The 23,471-nt window shown below is 59.2% G+C and carries 15 protein-coding genes; 9 read left to right on the top strand and 6 right to left on the bottom strand.

What is annotated here, in order from left to right; translation table 11 throughout:
* Positions 1-49: 49 nt before the first annotated feature.
* From LAC81_RS34070 to LAC81_RS34060, 3 genes are all read right to left on the bottom strand, one after another.
* On the bottom strand, positions 50-709 hold the full coding sequence (locus LAC81_RS34070) for a calcium-binding protein (protein ID WP_223728985.1): 660 nt from the start codon (positions 707-709) through the stop codon (positions 50-52).
* 292 nt (positions 710-1,001) lie between these two features.
* On the bottom strand, positions 1,002-2,420 hold the full coding sequence (locus LAC81_RS34065) for an HlyD family type I secretion periplasmic adaptor subunit (RefSeq protein ID WP_223728984.1): 1,419 nt from the start codon (positions 2,418-2,420) through the stop codon (positions 1,002-1,004).
* A complete protein-coding gene (locus tag LAC81_RS34060; protein ID WP_223728983.1) occupies positions 2,417-4,162 on the bottom strand; it encodes a type I secretion system permease/ATPase in 1,746 nt (581 codons plus the stop codon). Before LAC81_RS34060 ends, LAC81_RS34065 begins: the two co-directional genes overlap by 4 nt.
* 220 nt (positions 4,163-4,382) lie before the next feature.
* Between LAC81_RS34060 and LAC81_RS34055 the strand changes: the two genes are divergently transcribed.
* The 7 genes from LAC81_RS34055 to LAC81_RS34025 all read left to right on the top strand — a co-directional run bounded on the left by LAC81_RS34055 (position 4,383) and on the right by LAC81_RS34025 (position 14,247).
* Entirely contained in the window at positions 4,383-4,967 is a 585-nt protein-coding gene (locus LAC81_RS34055; protein WP_419196086.1) for a MarR family transcriptional regulator, read from the top strand.
* A 45-nt stretch (positions 4,968-5,012) separates the two neighbouring features.
* On the top strand, positions 5,013-6,266 hold the full coding sequence (locus tag LAC81_RS34050; protein WP_223728982.1) for a glycosyltransferase family 4 protein: 1,254 nt from the start codon (positions 5,013-5,015) through the stop codon (positions 6,264-6,266).
* A 176-nt stretch (positions 6,267-6,442) separates the two neighbouring features.
* Positions 6,443-7,912, top strand: coding sequence for a DUF6212 domain-containing protein (locus LAC81_RS34045; RefSeq protein ID WP_223728981.1), 1,470 nt, complete (start codon positions 6,443-6,445; stop codon positions 7,910-7,912).
* Positions 7,902-10,583: a glycosyltransferase gene (locus LAC81_RS34040; RefSeq protein WP_223728980.1), complete on the top strand. Its 2,682-nt coding sequence runs from the start codon at positions 7,902-7,904 to the stop codon at positions 10,581-10,583. Before LAC81_RS34045 ends, LAC81_RS34040 begins: the two co-directional genes overlap by 11 nt.
* Positions 10,584-10,621: 38 nt before the next feature.
* Positions 10,622-11,800, top strand: a complete 1,179-nt coding sequence (locus LAC81_RS34035; protein WP_223728979.1) for a polysaccharide pyruvyl transferase family protein — start codon at positions 10,622-10,624, stop codon at positions 11,798-11,800.
* Between the two features lie 154 nt (positions 11,801-11,954).
* Positions 11,955-13,127, top strand: a complete 1,173-nt coding sequence (locus LAC81_RS34030; RefSeq protein WP_223728978.1) for a polysaccharide pyruvyl transferase family protein — start codon at positions 11,955-11,957, stop codon at positions 13,125-13,127.
* Between the two features lie 7 nt (positions 13,128-13,134).
* Positions 13,135-14,247 (top strand): glycoside hydrolase, encoded by a 1,113-nt coding sequence (locus LAC81_RS34025; RefSeq protein WP_223728977.1) that lies wholly within the window; start codon positions 13,135-13,137, stop codon positions 14,245-14,247.
* 53 nt (positions 14,248-14,300) lie between these two features.
* Here LAC81_RS34025 and LAC81_RS34020 read toward each other — a convergent pair whose 3' ends face one another.
* A complete protein-coding gene (locus LAC81_RS34020; protein WP_223728976.1) occupies positions 14,301-14,543 on the bottom strand; it encodes a hypothetical protein in 243 nt (80 codons plus the stop codon).
* 358 nt (positions 14,544-14,901) lie between these two features.
* Between LAC81_RS34020 and LAC81_RS34015 the strand changes: the two genes are divergently transcribed.
* Complete coding sequence (locus LAC81_RS34015; protein ID WP_223728975.1) at positions 14,902-16,356, top strand: TrkH family potassium uptake protein; 1,455 nt, start codon at positions 14,902-14,904, stop codon at positions 16,354-16,356.
* Positions 16,357-16,570: 214 nt separating this feature from the next.
* Positions 16,571-17,761, top strand: coding sequence for a polysaccharide biosynthesis/export family protein (locus LAC81_RS34010; RefSeq protein ID WP_223728974.1), 1,191 nt, complete (start codon positions 16,571-16,573; stop codon positions 17,759-17,761).
* A gap of 1,655 nt (positions 17,762-19,416) precedes the next feature.
* On the opposite strand, the gene opgC is transcribed toward LAC81_RS34010, so the two are convergent.
* Together opgC and LAC81_RS34000 are read right to left on the bottom strand one after the other, a co-directional pair.
* Positions 19,417-20,631 carry an OpgC domain-containing protein gene (gene opgC / locus LAC81_RS34005; protein WP_223728973.1) on the bottom strand — a complete coding sequence of 405 codons (1,215 nt, stop codon included), beginning with the start codon at positions 20,629-20,631 and terminating at the stop codon, positions 19,417-19,419.
* A 461-nt stretch (positions 20,632-21,092) separates the two neighbouring features.
* Complete coding sequence (locus tag LAC81_RS34000) at positions 21,093-23,453, bottom strand: polysaccharide biosynthesis tyrosine autokinase (protein WP_223728972.1); 2,361 nt, start codon at positions 23,451-23,453, stop codon at positions 21,093-21,095.
* Positions 23,454-23,471 lie beyond the last annotated feature (18 nt).

Here is a 23,471-nt window from a genome sequence, read left to right as displayed (position 1 = left end):
AAAAGGGAGGGCGCCCCACATGGGAGGAAGTGGGGCGCGCCGGTCAATCTCAATGGATCGTGAAGTAGTGGTTCGGGTTCGCCTGGATGTCGTCGGCGTCCGCATTGACGAGCGTCAGCGTATCGCCATGACCGAAGTCGATGATCACGTTGCCACCAACCTGGGTGACGCGCGATGCCAGATCTTCCGGAGACGAAATGTCGAGGCCGTTGATGTCCTTCGAAATCTGCAGCAGGTCTTCGCCGGGCGTGAAGTCGAGGATGACGTCGTTGCCGCCACCGCCGTCAAAGACGAACACGTCGCTGCCTTCGCCGCCGGTCATGATGTCGTCACCGTGACCGCCGTTGATGATGTCGTTGCCGGCACCACCAAACAGGATGTCGCTGCCGCGGCCACCCATCAACAGGTCATTGCCGTCGCCGCCAATGAGAATGTCGTTCCCGTTGTCACCGTAGAGCAGGTCGTCGCCATGGCCGCCGAACAGGACATCGTTCCCGTTGTCGCCATGGAGAACATCATCTCCCCAGCCGCCGAACAGCGTATCGCTACCGTTACCGCCGAACAGCATGTCATCACCTTCGTCACCGAAAATGGTGTCGTCGCCATTGCCTCCGTTCACGAAGTCATCGCCACCACGGGCGTGAATGAAGTCGTCGAAGCGTGAGCCAAAAAGGGCGTCATCATACGCGCCGCCTTCCAACGTGGCCATATGCTACTCCTCTTAGTTGTTGCTTACGCCCATCTCTGGCCTCAAACCTTGGATGAGCGCCGGGACATTGCACTGCAAAAAAACATATGGCAACAGCAAAAACAAAATAAAGACAGCTGTACTGTATTATTATCTTCTACCTGAGATGTATATTGTGTGTCGTTTTGATGATTATCCCTGGGATATAAGGGGTAAGTATCTTTGGTATTACTTGGAATTCAATTCAAATTTAGAAATAAATTGCCGGCGAAATCGAATTTCGCCGGCTTTGGTCGTTGTTTGAAGTTCGCGTTCAGTCTTCGCGGAATGCGCGGTTCAGGCTGTCCGCAATCGGTGAAACCATGTATTCGATCGCCGAGCGTGGCTTGTGGACGATCAGCACCTCGGCGGGCATGCCGGGATAGAGCCGAATGTCGGGGTTGGCGCTGAGCGATGAGGCCACAATGCGGGCGCGCGCGACATAGTAGGAGACGTTGGATTTTTCATCCACCGACTGGTCGGCCGCGACATAGGTGATCTCGCCGTCGAGGGGCAGATGCGTGCGTTGGTTGTAGGCCGTCAGCCGGATCTGCGTCTTCGAGCCGATGTCGATGCTGTCGATGTCGCGGGTGCCGACATGCATTTCGACGAGAAGCGGTTCGTCCTCAGGCACGATGTCGAGCAAGGGCTGGCCGGCCGACACGGCGCTACCTGGTGTGCGTAGCTGAATGTTCGTGACGATACCCGCCTGCGGCGAGCGGATGTCGAGGCGCGTCAGGACGTCTTTGGCGGCGACCAGTCGCTCTTCCACATCGGACAGCTCAAGTCGGGCCGTGGTGATTTCCCCGGCAATCTCCGACTGGAATTCATTCTCGATTCCCGTCAGGCCAAGTTCAGCGCCGGCTTCCGCCTTTTCCGCCTGGGCCTTGTTGCCCGCAAGCTCGCCGCGGGTGGCGGCCAGTTCGCTGAGCTTGGCGTCGATCTCGATCAGCTTGGAGCGCTGCGCGTATTCCTTTTCGACCAGAGTTGCGATCGATGTGCGCTGTTCGGTAATCAGTTCTATCTGGCGATCGGTTGCGCGGATCTGCTCCGCCAGCGATTTCGCCTTTTCGGAAAACTCCTCGATCGTCTTGCCCTGAACCTCCAGGCGACCGGTTTTGGCCTCGCGGCGCCTGTCGAAGAAGTTCGTTTCCGCCTTGATCGCGTCCTCGGCCGTCGCATCGGATGTTGCGATCAGGTCGTTTGGAAAGGCGATTGATTGCAGTCCGGTCTGCTCCGCGCGCAGGCGCGCAAGTTTTGCGATCAGGCCGATGCGGCGGCTTTGCAACGCCTGAAGATCAGAGCGGGCGCGTGTGTCCTCCAGCTTGAGCAACGGTTGGCCCGCCGCGACCCGGTCGCCCTCCTGAACCAGGAGCCGGTTCAAGATGCCACCTTCGAAATGGCTGACGGTCTTGCGCTTCGAATCAACCACGATCGTGCCACTTGCGACCGACGCGCTGCTGAGTTCCGTTGAGAACGCCCAGCCGAAAAAGCCGCCAAAGGCGACGAGAATGGTCGTGAGGCCGGCAAGGACCACGCCGCGCAAAGGGGCAGTGGCGCTGCCCTCGACTTCGGACTGAAGCGCGTGCAGCGGATGCGGCCTGTCGACGATGGCCGGCAGGTTCTCCCGGCCACCGGTCGTCACCACGGTCTGCGCTTCCCGCGCGATCGGCAGTTTTGGCTTGTTTGTCATGCAGAAGCGCCTTCCCGTCTCGGTTCGCCGGGGGTCATGGAGGCAACCACGTCGGTGCGTGGTCCAAACTGGGTGATCCGGCCGTTTTCAAGGACGAGCAGCTTGTCTGCCGCCTGCATGATGGTTGGCCGGTGGGCAATCATGATGACGATTGCGCCGTCGTTGCGGGCGCGCTCGATTGCTCGGATCAGCGCCCGTTCACCGATTGCGTCGAGGTTGGCGTTCGGCTCGTCGAGAACAATGAGGCGAGGGCGGTCATATAGGCAGCGGGCAAGTGCGATGCGCTGTCTCTGGCCGCCGGAAAGCGTGAGATGGCCATCCCCGACAGGAGTGTCGTAGCCGAGTGGCAGGCGGCCGATCATGTCGTGCACGTCGGCAAGGCGAGCGGCGTCGAGCACCTTTTGTGGTTCACCTTCCTCCATGCGCGAAATATTATCGCGGATGGTCCCCTCGAGCAGCGATACGGATTGCGGCAGGTAGCCTGTCATCTGCCCGAACGAGGAGCGCTCCCAAAGATAAACGTTGTTGCCGTCGAGAAAGACGCCGCCGGTGGTCGGTTTCAAGATCCCGACGAGCAGGCGTGCAAGCGTCGACTTTCCAGCAGCCGACGGGCCGACGATGCCGAGCACCTCGCCTGGCGAAAGGGTAAATCCGATTCCCTTGATGATCGGCACATCGAGACCGGGTGCGGCATAGACCAGCTTGTCGACGACGAGATCGCCCTGCGAACGTGGCTGGGGCATCGTCTGGCGTACGGCGAGGTCTTCCTTGAGTGCGGCCTCGATCCGGCGCCAGCTGGCGATCGCCAAAACCCATTGGCGCCAGTTTTCGATCATCGAATCAAATGGGGCAAGAAGGCGGCCAACCAGGATTGTTGTCGCCATCATCGCGCCGGGAGAGATCTCCTGCTTCATCACAAGGATGGAGCCTGTCGCCAATGCCGCCGCCTGAATCATGAAGCGCAGCGAACGCGTGATGGACGCCATCGCCTTGCTTCGGCTGCCGCTGACCTCAAGCGAATCCAGCGCATGCATCTGTGCCGCGCGCCAGCGCCGGGCTAGCGCAGGGAGCATCCCCATTGCTTCGATTGCTTCGGCATGGCGCAAGCTCGCACCAATTTTCGAAACGGCCTCGATATTGGCTTGATTGGCCTCTTTCATCAGCCGGCGAGTCAGCAAATCAGTCAGCAATCCACAACACACGAGCAGGGCAATTGAGATGGCGCCGAGAAGGCCGAACATCGGGTGCAGCGCAAAGAGCACGCCGAGAAAGATTGGCGACCAGGCGGCATCGAGTGGCGCACTGACGGCGGAGGTCGTGAGAAAGCTGCGCAGCTCCGCCAGGTCACGTAGCGACTGGGTCGCCCGGGTCAGCCCTTGATCAGCTGCAGCCTGCACCGCAGCCGTCAGCACCGGCAAATTCAGCCAACGCACGACCGCACTGCCCATCGCCTGGAACGTCAGCGCCCGGATGTATTCGAGTACGCCGTAGATGATGAGCGCGCCGACCACCAGAATCGTCAGCATGGTGAGCGTGTCCATGCTCTGGCTGTTCAGGACCCGGTCGTGAACCTGCATCATGTAAAGCGGCGTGGAGAGCTGCAAGATGCCGATGCAAGCGCTCAGCAGCGCTGCATAAATAAGTGCCAAAACGAACACGCGGCGCGCCTTCAAAATAAGCAGCCGTGGATCGTTTGCTCCATTTTGCGCCGTCTTTGGCCCAATTTGGTTCTTGCTAATCATATTGCCTCGTTTGCTGTCACGCGTGGCGATTTTCTGGATAAGTTCGGTGGGGTCTTGAGGAAGCTATTTTGTTTGTTATCACTTAAATCACAGTGTTGCCGTGATAAGTGTGACACAATAATGGTGGAATGCTCAAGATAGTCGTATTCGGGGGGAGTAAAGGGGGCGAAAAATTGCTTCAAAATTTGAAGTAATTTTTGAATATCGTAGTAATGCTTAGTTGGAGAGAGGGATGAATCAAAGGATTCTCTATCCGTTCGCAGATTTTGGCGGCGCTGTTACCATCCGGCCCGGGGATGACGCCGTTGGTAGTGCCCCTGAACACGAAAGTATTGACCAGGAAAGCGAAGCGTCCGTGGTCAGTTATTTCGAGCTGGCGCGGATGATGGAACGAGCAAGCAGGCGGTTTACCGGCCTGTTGCGCGCCGAACTGACGAAGCTTGGTGTCGATGATATTGGCCCGGCGCAAGCCATGGTCTTGCTCGCGATCGGTGATGCCGAAGTGTCGGTGGCCGAACTGTTGGATCGTGGCCACTATGTCGGCTCCAACGTTTCCTACTACCTGAAGCAGCTGGGCGACGGGGAGTATATCGACCGGGCTGCATCGCAGCGCGACCGGCGTTCGGCTCGCATCCGGCTTTCGGAAAAAGGCAGGCAGCTCTGCGAATCGCTCCGGAAAGCGGCCGGCGCCTATGAGCGGGTCCTCAGCCACGGCGAGCAGGACCGGCGCAATCTCGAAACCGCATTTCAAACGCTGCACCGGCTTGAGCTGGTTTGGGGGAATGCGACGCGCTACGGCATTTGAGCCGCGGCGCGAACGCTGTCCTTTCATCGGTAAAAGGCTAGGAACATGCACGTAGCATTTGTACACCGGCGCGGGTTCTGCCAGTTCGCCGCTCTCGCGGCGCATCTGGCGCAGACGGGAAATGAAGTGACCCTCGTGACGGAAACCGTGGATCAGCGGATTCCGTCCACGCGGGTCATTCGCCACAGGGCGGAACCGGGGCCGCAGGCCAATGCGCAAATGGCAAGGCATTTGGGCGTTCCGGACCATCATGTCCGGATTGGTCACCGGGTGGCCGAGACCTTCGAGGCGATGGCGAAGCAGGGCCAGGTGCCCGACGTCATCGTCGGGCACACCGGCTGGGGCAGCATGATGTTCGCCAAGGACGTGCTGCCTGAGGTTCCAGCACTCGGCTATTGTGAATTCTTCTATCGCGCCGAAGGGGCCGACATTGGTTTTGCCCCTGACGACCAACCCGATCTGGATACACGAAAGCGGCTGCGCCTGCGCAACATGGCGCAGCTCTTGTCGCTGGAAGCATTGGATGGCGGTATCAGTCCCACCCATTGGCAACGAAGCCTCTATCCGACCGAGCATCGCGGTCGCATTGCGGTTTGCCATGAGGGTGTCGACACGCGCGTCTTCCGTCCGGATGCGTCGGCCTCGCTCAAGCTTCCTGATGGACGGGTGTTGAGAGCCGGCGATCCGCCGATCGTCACTTTCGTCGCGCGCGATCTCGAGCCCTATAGAGGCTTTCCACAGGCGCTTGCAGCGGCTGCGAAAGTCGCTCGGGAGCATCCCAGCGCGCTCTTCGTGTTTGTCGGGGGTGATGGCGTCAGCTACGGCGCGCCTCCGCCGGGCGGCGGCGCCTGGAAGGATCACCTCCTTCAGTCCCTGGACGTGCCGGCAGACAGGTTCCTGTTCCCGGGCGTCGTGCCGCATGCCGTGTTGCGACAACTGTTCCAGATTTCCGCGGCTCATATCTACCTGACCTATCCCTTCGTGCTTTCCTGGTCGGTGTTGGAGGCGATGGCTTGCGGCGCACTTGTCATTGGGTCGGATACCGCCCCCATGCAGGAAGTGGTGAGTTCCGGTCGCAACGGCGTGCTCGTGCCCTTCTTCGATACGGATGCGCTGGCGGGGGCTCTTTCGGAAGCGCTCCGTCATCCGGAAAGGCATACCGAGATGCGCGCGGCCGCTCGACGGACGATCGAGCAGCGCTTCCGGTTGGGGGACTGCATCGCGCGACAGATGACGTTGCTCGATAAGGCAATAAGCGGCGCCTCTACCCCCAATATTTCATTGGTGGCATCTGTATAATACTTCAAAAACCGAAGTATTATTTCATGAGAAACTCAAATATCACTTATTGTGCACTGCAAATAACCTTGATATGCTTTTCTTAGAAGCTTGAATTCGCCGATTTATTTCGTTTTGGCGAATTCAACCTCAGAGGGAAGTTGTTCATTTTTTGAAGGTGGCGCGTGCAAGAGTTGATGTCTTCTGGCGTGAGGTATTCGCAGGCGAAGCGAAAGCTGGTGGTGGCATCGGATCACGATAGGGCTGATGTCGCCGGTAGTGGTATCGAGCACCTGGTTCATTTTCTTCCCAAGGGCGACCGGGCCCAGGCCACTCTCGAAAATGTATTCCCGCTGATCGGGGTTGCCTTCTCGAAAGAAGGAGAGGAGGACCTTGCAGAGCAGCTCGTGTCCTTGCGTGCGCTTGGCACCGTGCCGGATTTTCCGGTCAAGCGCTTGAGCGTCCATACTGCGACAGAAAGTGCAGCGCTCATTCAAGCGCTCGTGGATGGCGGTGTCGGCCGCCTTGCGCGGTTCTCAAGCGCAATCACCTCTGAGCTTGCGCTGCTGCGCCGGGAGCGTGAAACGCTGCTCGAAAACTACCGTGCGCTCGAAGACGCATTTCAGGCACGCAACTGGGAGCCGGTCACCGAAGTCTTTGCGCACGACCCCTATGTCGACCCAAAGGACGAAGGAGTCGGCCACCTGATCGCCAATGCCTTCGTCGAACAACTCCTGCCGGTTTCCAGCCACGGAGTGGCAGGCATCGCGCTCCATTTCAATTCCGTGCCGCGAGATGGTGGCGAACTGGTCGTCGTCCTGAGTTATGTCGAAAGCGGTGAAGGCGTGGCCGAATGGGCCGTGCCGTTTTCGCAACTGGTCCCGACCTGGAACTTCTTTGCATTGCCGCGCACCTGTGGGGGCGGCGCGAGAACCTTGCGGGTGAGAGTGTCCACGACGGGCTCGGAAACTATCGGACTTTCGCTCGGCTACCCCATTGCCAGCGAGCACTACACGGCACGCTCAGAAACCCGTCATGCCGATCTCGATCTGCGTCCACTCGCGTTCCGCATCTATACGGGCCTTCCCGGCGTCAAGCCGACACGCATGCCCAACATGATCGCGCCGACGGCACTGCTCGACGGCCACTTCATCGAGGATTACCGGCTGTCGGTGGATCTGCTCAGCCAAATCGTTGACGTCTCCGTCACGCCGGTCGTTCCAGAGTTTCAGACGGTACGCTTCCTGGAGCACGAACACGCCGTCGTCTGCCATCCGCTACCGAGCGGTGTCTCGGCCGGCGCCGTCGGCCGTGCGGTCGAGCCGGGGACCATATCGTTTTCCGCAAGCGCTATCGTCGATCACCCAAAGGGGGCGCCGGCCGCCGTCAGCTTCCTGCTTGCGCCCGCGAATTCGAACCCACGCTCGGAGGTCGCCGAACTTGCCCGCAAGGGCTCGGTGAAGCCTTCGGCCTTCTTCAGCGGCTGGCGCGAGGTCACGAACCAGCAACCGATCAACATCAACTTCCAATTGGACGAGCCGGTACGTCAGCCCATGGATCTGATGATCCTCAGCCGGGCCGTGACCGACTCGGTCGATTTTTCCTGGCTCAAGGTGTCGGGCTTCCGGATGGTGAAGCAGTCGGGGGGGGCGTCTCATGTCAAGTAGCAGCGATCCACACGACCTCATTGCGATAACCATGCCGCTCTATGGGCACGCGGCGCTGGCGCTCGAAGCAATCGAGTCCGCATTGGCCTCGACGCTTTCAGATTGCCGGATCGCCATTGTCGTCTCCGTCGACGGCGATCCGCGGCACGAAACCTTCGATCAGCTACTGTTGTTTTCTGCGGCCCATCCCGACATTCATGTGGTCTTCGGTCGCAATGCGGGGCCTGGTGGCGCACGCAACCGCGCCATCGACTACGTGCTCGAAAACCTGGCCGAAGCGAAGGCCGTCTATTTTCTCGACGCCGACAATCGCGTTCTGCCGGGCACCATCGAGACCCTTTACCGGCAGTTGCGTGAGAGCGGCGCGGGCTGGGTCTACACCAATATCGACACCTTCTCCGTGAGCTGGCGGGCGCACTACGGAAACCACTATTCCAGGTTGGTTCACTGCATTACCGACAACATCTGCGATACCGGCTCGATGATCTCGATCGACGTCTTCCGGGAGGGCATTCGTTTCAACGACGACCGGCAGAACGGTTTCGAGGACTGGGAATTCTGGCTTTCCTGCGTCGAACATGGCTTCGTCGGCACGCCTTGCCACGAGACGACGTTCGAATACCGCCTTCGGGCGGAAAGCCGGTTCAAGGAAGCAAACCGCGACCGCGCGACATCCGTAAGCTTCCTCAGGAAGCGTCACCGGGCTCTTTTCCAGCGACCGATGCTCGTCGACTTCGAACACGAGGAATGCCCGCGCTATCTCTTCGCTCGTACCGAAGACGCGGCGATCTCGTTCTTCACAGACCCGACCAAGCAACCGAAGCGGCTGCGCCTCGACGACATCATTCCAGCCTTCTGGGCAAATGCCGGCGAGCCGGACAATGTGCACTTCCCGCCGTTCGTGATGGCAGGAAGCGGGGCGACAATCGACCTGCTCTTGCGCTCGCGCATGCTGCCGAACGTGCTTTGCCATCTTGAGCGATTGAGCGAAAAGGCCAACGTCGTATTCGTCCACCTCGGCAACGACGCCACGCAGCGCAAGATCGAGCCGACGTTCCTCGATGCTGGGGCCGAGCACGTCGGACAGCCGGACCTCATCTTCATATCGACGGCGCTTTTGCGCGACGTCATTCGCAACAACGCGCTCGACTGGTTCGCCTCGATCGGCAGCCAGCAGGTCTGGCCGACGTCGGCGGTCCTCAATGTGCGGTTCCCGTTCCCAAGAGCCCTGCCGCGCCGGACACTCATCACACCGCAGCAGGTCATGATCAACTGCGTCAACGCGATCGCCACGAGCCCGCTGCGCCGAACCGCCGGTCGCCGCTGGACCTGGCGCCCGCCACGGCTGATGCCCTATTCCGATCTGCATAAAGCCTTGCGCACCGAAATCGGTGGCTCGCCTGTACTGCCTCTCGGGCACAGCGAGGCCGGAAAGAAGACGGCAGCACTACTGGTGCCGAATGCCTCCTTCGGCGGCGCGGAAAAAGTTATCTATGCCGCGTCCCGCGAACTGCGCGCCGCCGGCTATGAGACGCACCTGTTCGCGCTCGGCACCAGCCGGATGGATGTGATCGACGAATTCGATGCGAGCTTCGACTACGTTCATTTCTGGGATCAGGGTATTCCTGCCTGGGGCGGCTCCGGCTCGTTCCTCGGACAGGACTTCATTGCCGAACATCACGAGGTCGACTGGGGCGCGTTGAAGGGCCAGCTTTCGGGCTTCGATCTCGTCATCAACAACCACGTCATGGCGATGCACCCGCTGATCGCGCGCCTGCGTTCCGAAGGGACGCGCACGGCCTGCTATCTGCACGTCGTTGACAACACGCCGTTCAAGCGCCCGGCCGGCCAGCCTTTCGCCGCGATTGCGCATGAGCATTGCTACGATGCCTTCCTGACCTGCTCCGAGCAGCTCAAGTTCTATCTGCACAGCTTCGGCGTGCCGCTTGAGAAAATCTTCGCGGTTCCGAACGGTGCGAGTTTCTCCGTGCCGCCCAAGGTGCTTGCGGAAGTGCTCCAGGTGCGGCGGATCGAGCGCAAGGACGATCGGTTGAGGATCCTCTACATGGGCCGCCTCGACCAGCAGAAGGGCATTGACCGGCTCGCCGCGACGATCTCGGAACTGCGCGCGGCGCATGTGCCGTTTGACGCCCGGGCGATTGGTGGCGAGATCCTGGCCGACGCCAGCTTCTCCTGGACGGATCGGCTCAAGGAGCTTGGTGTGGACGTGCGTCCGCCTGTCTTTGCCAGCCGGGATCTGATCAAGGCGCTCGGCTGGGCCGACGTGTTGGTCATGCCGTCACGCTGGGAAGGTGCGCCGTTGATGATCGCGGAAGCGCAGCAGCTTGGCTGTGTCCCTATTGCGACGGCAGTCGGGGCAGTCGACGAGCTTATCGTTGATCGCGAAGACGGAATCCTGATCTGCGCGCCATCCGACCCTCAAGTCGTGCGGGATATGGTCAAGGCGATCGCCGAGGTTGCTCGTGACCGGAACCTGCTCGCTCCCATCATGGAAGGCTGCCTCAGGACTGCGGCGCGCCGCGCCTGGCCCAACTCTTTCGCGGAGTTCCTTGGTTGGTGCGACACCTCCGTGAGCAACTCATCTCTTTCGCGCGCCAAGGTCATTCGTGCGCGTGAAGCATCCAATACCGGCGTTGCAGCAGCAGTTTGAGCGCGCCGGGCGACTTTTCAACTAGAAGGGACATACGCATGCGTCCAAGAATCCTCCTGACGGGAATTCCTGGTCATTACACGCGCCTCGCCAATGGCGCGAATGGCCTGTCGGTTTCCTATTCGGAACGGCAAAAGCAGCCCGAATCGAAGGACGAGTTTCTTCAGGAGCTTCGCAATATCAGCAATACCGGAAACTATCTGATCGGTGAGGGGGCGCTGCGCGCCATTGCCCCCCATGCCAAGCAGATTCCGTTCTGGCACCTCTACAATTGCCACAAGAACGGCACCGGTTTCGAAGAGTTCAACAACAACTTCGATATCTGCGTCTTCACCTGCGCGAACCTCCTGCGCAAGGGACTCTCTGCGGATGCGGAGGCTGATGTCCTGAGCAAGCTCAACATGCCGATCGTGATGCTCGGCATCGGCCACCAGAACCGCAAGGATCTGGAAACCGGCCTGCCGGAGGGAACGAAGCGGCTGCTCGATGTGCTCAAGGACCGCGAACATTATTTCCTGACCCGCGGTTATGAGACGGCCGGCTATCTGAAGGACCAGGGCTTCAAGTTTGTACGACCGACCGGTTGCCCATCGGTCTACTTCGCGCCGAACAACATGCGTGCGTCGATGCGCAAGCTCCCTAACGTCAAGATCGGCCAGGCAAAGACGATCTTCTCGGGCTATCTCGGCGCCAATCACGACTGCATCGTTGATGCTCTTGCGTTGAACCCCGAAGGCGCGAAGCCGCAATATGTCATTCAGGACGAGTTCCTGCATTTCGACATGAAAGTCGAGCCGGATGCCGACGGCAGGGTCTTCGACTCCTGCTCTGGCAAAATGCTCGGCGATCTGACTTTCCCGGGCGCAGACCGACAGAAGGTGCCGTTCGATGTGCGCACCTTCTTCGATACCAACCAGTGGCGCGCCTGGGCCTCGCACATGGACTTCAACTTCGGCCGGCGGTTCCACGGTTCGATCATCGCCATGCAGGCTGGTGTGCCGAGCCTGATGGTGGCGGTCGACGATCGCATGCGCGAAATGCTGGGCTTTACCGGCCTGCCGGCCGTCGACGTCCAGGATCTCGAAAAGGCGGAGAACCGCGCGCAATTCGTTGCCGAGCATCTGGCCGGCCTGAACGCGTCCGAACTGGTTGACCGCTACTCCGACCGCGAACGCAATTTCCGAACGGTGCTGCGCGAGATCGGCATCGGCCAGTAAATCGCATGCATGCCTCGGGTACGTTCGACCCGGGGCATGCATGCGACCGGTTTCATAAATTTCGGGCGGGATGGGGAAGACTGCACATACGTCTCCTCATGCCGCTCTCGTCCTTCGTCAACAATGTCGGCCAGCCCACAAATCAGGTGTATCGATGCGTATCCTGCTCACCGGAATTCCTTCTTATCTCCAGCGTACCGTCGCGCGCGTTTCCGGTGCGACGGTCCATCACAAGCCCTACTTCGACGATATCCGAAGCAAGAAGGAACTGGTTGATCAGGTCAAAAAGATCGCCAACACCGGCAACTACCTGATCGGCGAGGGCGCAGCCTACGCCCTGCGCGGCCATGACGTGACCTATGTACCGTTCTGGCACCTGGTCAACAGCCGTGGAGCCAACGACGTCTACGAAGCCCTGAACAAGGAATTCGACATGTGCGTGTTCGCCTCGGCGAACCTGCTGCGCCCGGGCTATTCGGCCGATCTCGAGGCCGATGTCTTCGAGAAACTGAAAATGCCGGTGCTGGTGATGGGTATCGGCATCCAGAAACGTGAAGGGCTCAAGGAGAACCTGCCGGCCGGTACTTTGCGGTTCCTCGAGGTGTTGAAGCAGAAAGAGAGCTTCTTCCTGACCCGCGGCTATTTCACCGCGGAGTTCCTGAGGGCCGAGGGCATGAAGTTCGTCAAGCCGACCGGCTGCCCGTCGCTCTTCTTCGCACCGAACGAGATGCGACGCTCGCTGACGTCGCTTGCCAATGCGGATCTCGCATCGGCGCAGAAGCTTGCTCTCGGCGGTTATCTCGGCAGCGTGGCCGACACGATCGTCGATGCCCACGCGCTGCTGAAGCCCGATAGCGTCGCAAGCTACGTCATCCAGGACGAGATCGTCGCCTACAACCTTACGCTTCCCGTCGACGACAACGCCCCGGTCTACGACCGATCGAGCGGACGCATCACCGGCAAGACCGAGTACAAGCACCAGGAGAAATGGCAGCGAGAGAACGAGCTCATGGTGTTCTTCGACACCAACCAGTGGCGCGCTTGGTCGTCGTCGAGGGACCTCTGCATCGGGCGGCGCTTCCACGGTTGCGTCATCGGCATGCAGGCGGGTACGCCGTCGCTGATGATCGCCGTCGACGACCGCATGCGCGAGATGCTCGAATTCATCGGCTTTCCCTATATCGAGGCTGGCGTGTGGAACCGCGAAGGCGATAAGCGCGCCCACCTTGCCAACTTCCTGTCCAAGATCGATGTGCAGGCTGTCACCGAGCGGTATTCGGCCTGCGAGGCGAACTTCCAAAGTGCGCTCAAACAGGTTGGCATTTAATCGCCATATGACGAGAGCAGCGCCAAGGGCGCAGCTCCTTGCCGCCTGGCTTTCCCTGGTGGTGATCGCCTGTGCCCCGCCAGTGTTGGCCGAGGACGGCGCTGCGGCGCGCTATGGGGTCAATCGGCTCAATCTCGCCTGGCTCGACCGTGCCGACCAGGAGCGGGTGCTGAAGGAGATCGCTGATAGTGGCGTCACGCACGTGCGCCTTTCTCTGTCGCGGCCGGTCGACAAGAGCATCGAGGCGGTCGGCATCGCGAGCCGGTTGGGATTGCACATCCTGCTCGAAATCCAGCTTTCGAACAAAAGCTACTACGGCGATGCGGTACGGCCCAGGAGCGGCCAGGAGCGCATCTGGGATATCAATCGCCTGTCGGATCTGGATCTCGACCGATATCGCCTGGGCCTTCGCGATGCGCTCGCGCGGTTGGATGCCCTTGGTGTTCGTCTCGATGCGGTCGAGCCTGGAAACGAGATCAACCTTGCCGGTTACAATGGCGACCTTGCGGTCTATCGGAAGCCCGGCCTGCAGACGCCGCGAACCGTTGCCGATCTCAAAGATCGTGCCGCATTCGAAGAGGGCCTGGATCGCTACATCAAGGCGCTCAAGATCACCCGTGACGAAATGCGCAAAAGTGCGAGCAGCAGTAGCGCCGCCATCGTCTCCGCCGGGCTCTCCGACATGGGTGCCAAGGAGGCGGACAGGCAAGGCATGGAACGGCTCGATCCGGCTGAGGTTATAGCGCTTCTGCGCGCCCGAGGAATGGACGAGCTTGTCGATGCCTACGGCATCCACATCTATCCCGCCCGCAAAGATCCGGAAGCAATTAAGCCCATCGTCACGAGGCTCCTCGATTTTTGCAAGCCTTCGGCGAGCGGTCGGCCATGCTGGGTGACGGAGTGGGGGATTGCCAACACAGCGCGTAGCTGCCCCGTTGACGATCGGCAGCGCGAGGGAGCGATGACCGCCATGCGAACCGTCTTTTCCGAGTTCGCCAAGGCGAAACGGTTGGATGCGGCCTACTATTACGACTGGGATACGCAGCAGTCCTATCGGCTGTGGCGCTGCGGCACGCTTAGCCCTGCCGGTGCATTGGCGATCGCGCCGGAGGGCAACTGAACCTCCTGGCGCGAGGCGCTGCCCGCGGCCAGATCAGCTTCGGGCTGCATTCCTCAACGCCGCGCCGTTCTGCTTGGCGCGGGCTCCAGGCCCTTGCCGCGATAGGTGACGGGGATGCCGAGTTCCTCGTGGGTCCGCGCCAGCGTCTCGAGCCATGTCGCGAGTTCCTCCGGCACCTTCTCCTCGCCAGTCTCCATCGCCTCGATCCATGCCAGGTTGCAATGCAGGGCGCTCGCCAGATTGATCGGCGTCCAGCGAAGAACGAGAAGGCATTGGGTGAAGCGGGCGGGGGTCATCGGTCTAGCTCAAAGGTTGTATGTGGAATGGATGAAGCAGGCTTTACACGCAGAAATAAGTCAAGGTGATGACTTGTCGCGCCCGAAAGCCCTGATCTTTTCGTGAGTTAGAATTGATTGGGCAAAATGCCGCAGAACGGCTGTGGAAAGTGCAGTGCATTGACCTATTCGCGCATTCGCGCGCCCCAACGACAGCGATGAAACGACGGGATTACAAGATCGAAAACTGGTTCTTGGTCTCGGCCCGACGAGGCTGCCAGCCGCAGCGGGTGCGAATCGCGCGTCTTTCAGATTGAATGGCCGCCTATCCCAACAGCCGATTCGGGCTTTCGGGCAACCGCGCTGAGGCCATCGACCCTTGCATGCACCGCTCTACCAGTCCGCGATCAACATCGCCGCCAAGGCAGCCTTCTACCTGTCGTTGGCGATGCTTCTTCCTGCGGCGGTCGACCTGTTTTACGGGCATCCGGACTGGCGGATCTTTGCGGTGTCGGCCTTCATCACCGGGGGCATCTCGCTCCTGACGATGGCGGCGACCCAGGGTGGCCCGCCGCCCTTCAGTCGCAAGATGGGCTTCCTCGTCGTCAACCTTCTCTGGCTCGTCATCTCGCTGGTTGGAGCGGTGCCTTTCTGGCTGTCGTCGCTCAAGCTTGATTTCGCAAAGGCCCTCTTCGAATCCGTCTCCGGCATCACCACGACCGGTTCGACTGTCATCACCGGTCTCGACTTCGCCCCGCCGGGCATTCTTCTATGGCGTTCGCTATTGCATTGGCTCGGCGGCATCGGGATCGTGGCGCTCGGTCTCTTCGTCATGCCCTATTTGCGTGTCGGCGGCATGTCCTTCTTCAAGATGGAATCCTCGGATACGACCGAGAAGCCTTTCGCCAGGATCGTCACCTTCACGCGCGCGTTCATTCTCATCTACGTGGTGCTGACGGTCGCCTGTACGATCATCTACTCCTATCTCGGCATGAGCCGCTTCGACGCGCTGAACCATGCGATGTCGACGATTGCGACCGGAGGTTTCTCCACGCATGACGCCTCGCTCGGGTATTTCAAAAGCCTACCGATCCTCTGGGTCGCCACGTTCTTCATGACCTTGAGCAGCCTGCCGTTTTCGGTACTCATTCTCTTCATCGTGCGTGGTCGCCTCGACACGCTGAAGGATCCGCAGATCATCGTTTTCCTGTCCTATCTGACCGTGCTTGCGCTTGCCGCCAGCCTTTATCAGCGGGTTGCCAACGGCGTTGCCGCAAACGATGCGCTTGCGCATGGGTTCTTCACGGTCTCGTCGATCCTCTCGACGACCGGCTTTGCCAGCGATGACTACATGCTGTGGGGGGAGTTCATTGTCGCGCTCGCCTTTGCCGCCACCTTCATGGGCGGCTGTTCCGGCTCGACAGCCGGCGGCATGAAGGCCTACCGGTTCATCATCATCTTCAATTCCATTCGGGCAGGACTCTTCAAGCTGATCTACCCGAATGCGGTGCATACGGTGCGTTACGGCAAGGGCCTCGTCGATATCGATGTCCAGCGCACGGTGTTCATGTTCTTCACGGCATACATGTTCATCTGGGCGTTCGGCAGCCTGGCGATGGGCGCCATGGGCTATGATCTCGTCACAGGGGCCTCCGCCGTTGCTACGGCGCTCTCCAATGTCGGCGCTGGGCTCGGGCCGATCATCGGGCCGGCCGGCAACTTCTCGACCTTGTCAGATCCCGCCCTTTATCTGCTGTCGGTCATGATGCTGCTTGGCCGTCTCGAAATCCTGACGGTGCTGGTCATCCTGACCCCGCTCTTCTGGAAGGATTGAGCTCGGCCATCAATAGCAACTGGGGATGCTCGCTCGCAACACCCCTGATTTCGTTATGTCATCTACGATCTGATCGCTCTGTTGGCCTCTTGCCACGGCGGCAAAGGCGTGAAATTGCTGCGGCGTCTGTGAAATCGAACGCTCAGACTGGGGGCTTCTTGGGTCCTAAGACTCGCGAATAGCCTTCCTCATCAGCCTCCGAAGGAGAGAACGCTTGAAGCGCATTGGTGTCCTGTTTCTCGTTTCTGCACTGGCATCTTGTCAGTCGGCAGTTCCAGGAGAGGGGCCGCTAACCGGCGATATTCTCTCCGACGCAGGTAAATCGCCGCAGGAATTGCGCCGCGAGAGCGCTACGGTCTATGAGGTCGTAGACGTGGATAGCCGATCCGCAGCCACGATTTCCTCGTATTCAAAATCAACGCTCTCCAAGCGCCTCGGATTCGGTGGTCGTCCAGCGCGTGCGACAATCGGAATAGGCGATCGCCTCTTAATCTCTATATTCGAAGCTGGGACCGATGGACTTTTCTCCACCTCGAAATCTAAGGTATCCAACCTGGAGGTCGTGGTCCAGCCGAACGGAAAGGGTGCCATTCCATATGTCGGCGAAGTGAGGCTTGCAGGTCTCACCCTTGAGATGGCGAGGCAGGGCATTGGCGAGGCGCTGAAGGGCAAAGCTGTTGAGCCCGACGTCATCGTCACTTCGCTGGACACCGCGTCTCGGAATGTAACGGTCACGGGTGCCGTCAACATCGCGGCTGTCGTCCCGCTGAACCTGTCCGGTGAGCAACTCACTGATGTGATCACGAAGGCCGGCGGGGTGCGGGGCGAAACCTATGACACCTTTGTCACCGTCACCCGCGGGAACAAATCTGGTACCATTTTGATGAGTACTCTCATCAACAATCCAGCTGAAAATATCTGGGTTCGGCCCGGTGACGAGATAACGCTTGTCAATGACCCCAGGCAGTTCACCGTTCTCGGAGCGGTCAAAGCAAACAGCCGACAGCCCTTCGGCTCCCGCGATCTCAGCTTGATAGAGGCGGTGGGGATGAACGGCGGCGCCAAGGATTTCGCGACAGACGCCGAGGGGTTCTTCGTTTTCCGCTATGAGGAGGCCGAGATCGCGGCAAGTCTATTGGGCAGGGCGCGGTACGACGCAATGCTTCAAAAGGGGATGCGCCCGGATAGGTATGGGCGAGTGCCCCTCGTCTATCGCTTCGACATGAGCCGCCCAGATAGCCTCCTCGCTGGGCAGACGTTCCCGGTGAACAACCGCGACGTCATCTATGTCTCGCGTCATCTAACGACCGACATCGCCAAGTTCCTTGGCATCGTAGGGAAGCCGCTCCGAATAGCCAACACTGGTGTGGTTGCTGCGCATCGCGCAATGGATATGTCCAACTAGAACGATCCATTCAGCTGGGAGTATGTCCTCTCAACTTCCTGAAACGTATGCGTTTACGCCTCCCGGGCATCACCCTTTGGGCTGCCTTGCTTCAGGTTAATACACACCTATTCTCTCCGGCGGATCGTCTCTCACAGCTAGCCGGCCGCGAATGTTGCCGAGGCGATCTTGCATACCACCTGAGCTTCTGCCGTTGGACGGCAGGGGCTCTTCTTTTCAGGACTGGAAAGCAAAACCCGAGAGGGTAGCCTCGGGTTCTTGGGGATGGTCTAGCGAAGACCCTCGCAACGAAGCCGATGTGTACCAGCCTGATAACGCCGAAGGTTGCCGAGCTTCATGTTGTGATGTCTCGCACAGGCGCCATTCGCTTTATGCGGCTTGCACAGAAGGCAGCCCGATCGCGCGTGCTTTGGTTTCCGTCGCTTGTGATGCATTTCCAACTCCGATCAATGTCGGTGCGCCCTTCTGGCGCCCGAGTATGATCGGCGGGAATTCAACCTTGAATCTGCGACTTCTCATTTCTTCAATCCTTGTCCTTTGGGGCAATGAAACCTAAAAATCGTTGACATGACAAGTCTCCCTCTCCGGGGCCATGGAAATGCCCATACGCAACGCGAAATAGCCCGCCGCACCACTGATGAATGAAGTGACCGCCCTGAACTGCATCCATGGCGTGGCAGCGTCGACGTCTCCGTTGAAGTAGGTGAGGGCGATTTTGATCGCCACCGCGGCGGCGAGTACTGAGCTATCGCGGCTACAATGATCGTTATCAAGACGGCGCGGATGAACGGCATGATCTTGCGCGCGCCCACTGGAATGCGTGAAGAGATTGGATCAGAGCTCGATTAGGTTGTTGAGGTGTAAAATTCCTCGTTCACAGGGGGGGAAGCCAAGTGCACCGGATTACCGAGCCTTTCAGCCGCGGAAGAACCGCCACAATGCGCTCGGCGGTCAAGGCGATTGTCGAGCCCGATTTGGCCGGTCGGACTCTCCTCAATCCTCGCGGCTGTTTGCCGTAATCGTCTTGCATCAAGTGCTTGCACTCGGCATAGTGGAGCAATGCGGCACATACTGCGAAAAGTGGTCGACTACGTCATGTTCGGTTGGTCCGAGCCAGACGAATTGCCGCAACTGACCGCAGAGCAACAGTTCCTTCTTCGGGAGTTCCGCCTCGGGCTTATATCCGAACATGACTGGCGAGATCTACTCGACCGCGAGCCCAACTTATATGCTCACTTCAAAATAAAGGGCGTGCTGGAACATCTGGACGATGACCTTCGGTAGGCCCAATGCGAGTACCGGTCGACTGCAAGCATCGAGGTTCATATTTATGGAGCAAGCTAAAACATTGCAGCGCCGAAGTTCTTGGTAGTCTTGGCTTCCGGCTCGGTCAGGCTATGTCAACCTTTCTCCCTCAGGTTCGGCGCACGGACTTCTAACCAGTAGCGGCGGGCGCCTGATCGACCCTTTCCAGCCGTTGCCTTGTATTTTTCTGACTACGTCGCCGTTGTCTGCGTGGGCTCGGGTGGAAATATCCGGACAGGTTCGCCGCTCCTCGACAATCGCTGTGGCGTAGGATCGCGCGCAGGTCATATGGAGCGCTCATACTTGATGCATGCGCGGCAGATTCTAATGGAAAAACAATAAGCCTCTATTCAACAGCGCGTAATGGCACTTGCTTTCGGTAACCGAGTCCGTGACGCCAAATCGCTTGGATCGACGTTCTCGCACCAAGCCCCATTATTCGCGCTGCCGCCGGTTATGCCTCGTTGCAGGGACATCGTCGCCGTCACATCCTTTTGTTGGATAATTTTCCGCTGGCGCTCCTCAAGGCACCGGGCGGTCGTCAACTGGAGGAGACAACCTATCACGAGCATGGCTATCTGGATCGATAGTGGAGTGTTCGCAGTCGTGCTCAGCAGCATCTTCGCAACCCAGACGAGGAGTACTCCGAGGGAGAAAACAGGTAGGCTGTGTTTGCCGGCTGCACAGATCAGCCGAAAGGCTGGCAGATTGGCTGCAACGAGCACGAAACGGATGTTCCACGCGAGATAGAGAATTGCTACAGCATTTAGGACGCGCAGCGGGCCACTGTTCGTTTTGGAAACGAGTTGATGGTACAGCTCTCCCAGAGGAGGGCCCGTGAGGCCAAGATACACGGCAAGATTTATCGGGATGGCAGCGACTGCAAACGCGGCGGCTGCGATGAACACCAAGCGATCGTACCGCAGTACCGGTCTCGATTGTTTCAGACCGATTCCAATTACGATCCCGATGATGAATAAAAACTGCCAAGAAAACGGATCGAAATACCAATCATGATCATCCAGCGCCCAGTTCCGAAGGTTGATGTGGCCAATGCCTGAAGCCAGCCACACCAAGCAAGAAAGGCCTAGCAGCAGCATTTGAGAACGATGGTGAAGCCAGAAAACTATTGGAACTACGCCTAGCAGCACAACATACAATGGCAGGATGTCGAGATTCCCAGGCATATACGTAAGGAGCAGAGCTTCTGTCCCGTGCTGAGAAGGGGCGTGCCAAAACGATATCATATCGGTCCAAGCTGTTACACCATCGCCTAGCATTAGGGCAGCCGCGATGGCAGCAAGCACTGAAAACAACAGTATATGGACGAGGTAAAGAGTAAGGGCCCGTTTCCACGGTCGTAGCCACTGTATCGATCCATCGGTGCGATAGTAGGCTAGGGCGGCGGATACGCCTGCCAAAAGGACGAAAATGTCCGATGCATCTGCGAAACCGCGAGAATGTTGAACGAAACCGGAAAAGCTGAACTCTGAATGACCGACAAAGATCAGCAGAAGTGCGAGACCACGCAGTAGATCAATCCTGCTCTCTCGTTGCTTCTCCATTCATCTCCCCGTCCGGTTATCGCCGTCGACACTGATGCCGAAGTGATCCATACGAGAAGTTCGTTATTTTCTCGTGTTCGGTGTGGGGATCATTTTTACTGAAACTACGAGGCTGTGCGCCAACCATAGTCACTTACCTTCCCGTCGCACTTTTCGTGCACCCGACGATCAGGCCCGATTTGATAGAGGCGGCGAGTTGGCAGGCGGGTAAGTGATTCGTCCTCGACTTGCGTTCTTCTATATGACGGCAAACAGCAAAGCGCTCGCGACCAGAAGCAGCGTTCCGAGCGTCACTAGAATGATCGAAAGCAGTTCCCTGTCGTATTTCGGCATAGCGGGGTCGCAGAAACATCCTAACGGTACGGCGCACGTAGCATCAAAACCTGATGATAGCTATCGTATTTTATGGGTCTTCTGGCCTCAGGATCACCCACGACCCGGAGGCTACTCTTCAGGCAAGGCTAGGCCGCCTCAGACTTGCGGTAGGTCTCGGTGTTTTCGACGTAGTACTTCTCGAAACGATGGCGGTAATGCTCGGCTCCACCGAAGTCGCTGTACTTCGCCAGTTCGTTCATATCCGTCTTGTTGAGGATCACGCCGAGGATCTTACCGTTGATCTGTGGCTCGGAGTTGAGAAGGTCGCGCACCAGGCGCGACGGCGTGCGGCCCCACTCAGCGACATAGATGAAGCCATCGGCAAGCGGCGAGAACGCCTTGGCATCGACGACGGGAGCAAGTGCCGCAAGATCGACAATCACGTAGTCGAACGATTTGCGGGCGTTGTCGATGAGGTCAGCCATGGCCGGCGAGGCGAGCAGTTCGTGGCTGTCATACGGTTCGCTCTTTGTGCCCGCTTCCCCGCCAACCGGGAAGATCGCCAGCTTCGTCTTCTGGTCGATCTTGATCCCGGCGGGCCAGGAGGCTTCGCCGATCAGTGCCTCGACAAGGCCGGTCTTCGGCGGCGGGTTGACCATCTGGCTGAGGCCGGGCTTGCGGATGTCGGCATCGATCAGCAACGTCTTCTTGCCGCTTGCGGCGAGCAATGCTGCAAAGTTCGCTGCAATGATCGACTTTCCCTCGTCCGGCACCGCCGAAACGATGCCGATCACCCGCGAGCCGTTGCCATGAAGCATCCGGTCGCAAGCAAGCTTGGCGTTGCGAAAGGTCTCGGCAAAAGACGAGCGTGGCGCGTCGAGCACGATGCGGCTGACCCGTTCGAATGGCACGGAGGCCGGCGTCGTCGGCAAGGGCACCTTGCCCTTCATCAGTCTTGCGCGAACCCGGTCGGTCGTTGACGGTTGGCGCGGGCCGATCAGCGGAACATAACCGAAGGACCTGTGTCCAAGGATCGAGCGCACGTCGCTTTCAAGACGGAAGGTCCGCTCGCGAAACTCCTGGAACGCGGCAAACGCGCCGCCTGCCATCATGCCGAGCACCGCCGAAAGTGCCAGCACCAGGGTCTTCTTCGGGCTTGAGGCCGAAGTCGGTACGCCGGCCGTGGAAATGACACGGGCCTTGGCGATCGGGAAGGACCGCTGTTGTGAAGCCTGCTCGTAGCGATTAAGGTAAGTCTCGTAGAGCGTCTTCAGTGCCGCCGACTTCTGCTCGAGCTCGCGCAGATGTACGAGCGACAGGTTTGCATCCGAGTTGCGACCCGTGGTGCCTTCGATATTTTCCCGAAGGGATGCCTCACGCGAGCGGGCGACCTCATATTCGTTGCGGTAGCTTGCCGTCAGTTGCTGCAGTTCCTGGAAGATCTGCCGTCCGATGTCGGACTTTTCCTTGCGCAGCGATACTGCCTGAGGATGATCGACGCTGAAACTCTGTGACACTTCCTGTTCACGCTTGCTGACGGCGAGATAGCGCGTACGCAGCTCGCGAATGACGGAGTTGTCGCCCTCTTTTGCGGAAATCGTTGCGTTCTTGACCGCGTTTTCCGGCCCCTGATCGACGATCGCCTGGAACTGCTTGAACCGCGCAGACGCGCTTGCCGTATCTGCTTGAGCGATGATGAGCTGGCTGTTGAGGTCTGCCAGTTGCTGTTCGGACATGAGTTCGCCGCGCGCGAGTGTCAGGCCATTCTCGCTGCGGTACTTCTCGACCTCAAGGGAAGCTGCCTGCGAGCGTTGCCTCAGATCGGCAAGGCGCTCCTGCAGCCAGACCGAGGCGCGTTCCGTCGCATCAAAATTGGCGTTGAGTTGGTCGTTGAGATAGGCGTCGGCATAGCCACGTACGATGGCTGCTGCGAGTTGCGGATCACTGGAGCGATAGGCAAGGGACACGACTGAGCTTCTGGTGACGCGCTCGACGGACAGCCCCTGCTGGATGAGTGCGGCCGCCTTCTGCCGTCTGCCGTTGCGCGCAGCCTCTTCGGAGATATCGGACCCAAAGGAGAAGACGCCGGTCACCGATCTCAGCCAGTCCTTGGCGACGCCGAAAGGAGAGCGCGGCGGATTGAGAACCGTGTCGTTGTCGTCGAGCTTCATCTTGTCGACGACCCGCAAGGCGAGTTCACCGGACTTCAGGATCTCGACGGCGCTCGCCATCTGGGTGTCGAGCAGCTGGCTGTTTTGCGGTGTAGCCTGTTCCTCTGCGTATTTCGAGAGGTTCTCGTCGAGCAGGATCTGCGTCATCGACGTATAGAACGGTGTCGCGAACATGAGATAGACCGCTCCAAGTACCAGGAACAGCACGACGAACGCGCCAACCAGCCTGGCGCGGCGCACGATGACCGAGAAGAGCCGATCAAGGTCGATGAACTTGTCGGGTTCCTCCATTTCCCTCGGCACGACGCTATTGAAGGGGAGACTTCTTTGGTTCATTGGGTCGCTCTGTCCGTT

This window comes from Ensifer adhaerens, assembly GCF_020035535.1.
GTDB lineage: Bacteria > Pseudomonadota > Alphaproteobacteria > Rhizobiales > Rhizobiaceae > Ensifer.
This window is presented reverse-complemented; position numbering and strand designations above follow the sequence as displayed.

What these genes read in the sequence shown, in the direction of transcription:
- LAC81_RS34040 (WP_223728980.1), top strand. Translation starts at nt 7,902, where the DNA reads ATGTCAAGTAGCAGCGATCCACACGACCTCATTGCGATAACCATGCCG.
- LAC81_RS34030 (WP_223728978.1), top strand. Translation starts at nt 11,955, where the DNA reads ATGCGTATCCTGCTCACCGGAATTCCTTCTTATCTCCAGCGTACCGTC.
- LAC81_RS34070 (WP_223728985.1), bottom strand. Translation starts at nt 709, where the DNA reads ATGGCCACGTTGGAAGGCGGCGCGTATGATGACGCCCTTTTTGGCTCA.
- LAC81_RS34025 (WP_223728977.1), top strand. Translation starts at nt 13,135, where the DNA reads ATGACGAGAGCAGCGCCAAGGGCGCAGCTCCTTGCCGCCTGGCTTTCC.
- LAC81_RS34060 (WP_223728983.1), bottom strand. Translation starts at nt 4,162, where the DNA reads ATGATTAGCAAGAACCAAATTGGGCCAAAGACGGCGCAAAATGGAGCA.
- LAC81_RS34065 (WP_223728984.1), bottom strand. Translation starts at nt 2,420, where the DNA reads ATGACAAACAAGCCAAAACTGCCGATCGCGCGGGAAGCGCAGACCGTG.
- LAC81_RS34050 (WP_223728982.1), top strand. Translation starts at nt 5,013, where the DNA reads ATGCACGTAGCATTTGTACACCGGCGCGGGTTCTGCCAGTTCGCCGCT.
- LAC81_RS34045 (WP_223728981.1), top strand. Translation starts at nt 6,443, where the DNA reads ATGTCTTCTGGCGTGAGGTATTCGCAGGCGAAGCGAAAGCTGGTGGTG.
- opgC (WP_223728973.1), bottom strand. Translation starts at nt 20,631, where the DNA reads ATGGAGAAGCAACGAGAGAGCAGGATTGATCTACTGCGTGGTCTCGCA.
- LAC81_RS34020 (WP_223728976.1), bottom strand. Translation starts at nt 14,543, where the DNA reads ATGACCCCCGCCCGCTTCACCCAATGCCTTCTCGTTCTTCGCTGGACG.
- LAC81_RS34000 (WP_223728972.1), bottom strand. Translation starts at nt 23,453, where the DNA reads ATGAACCAAAGAAGTCTCCCCTTCAATAGCGTCGTGCCGAGGGAAATG.
- LAC81_RS34035 (WP_223728979.1), top strand. Translation starts at nt 10,622, where the DNA reads ATGCGTCCAAGAATCCTCCTGACGGGAATTCCTGGTCATTACACGCGC.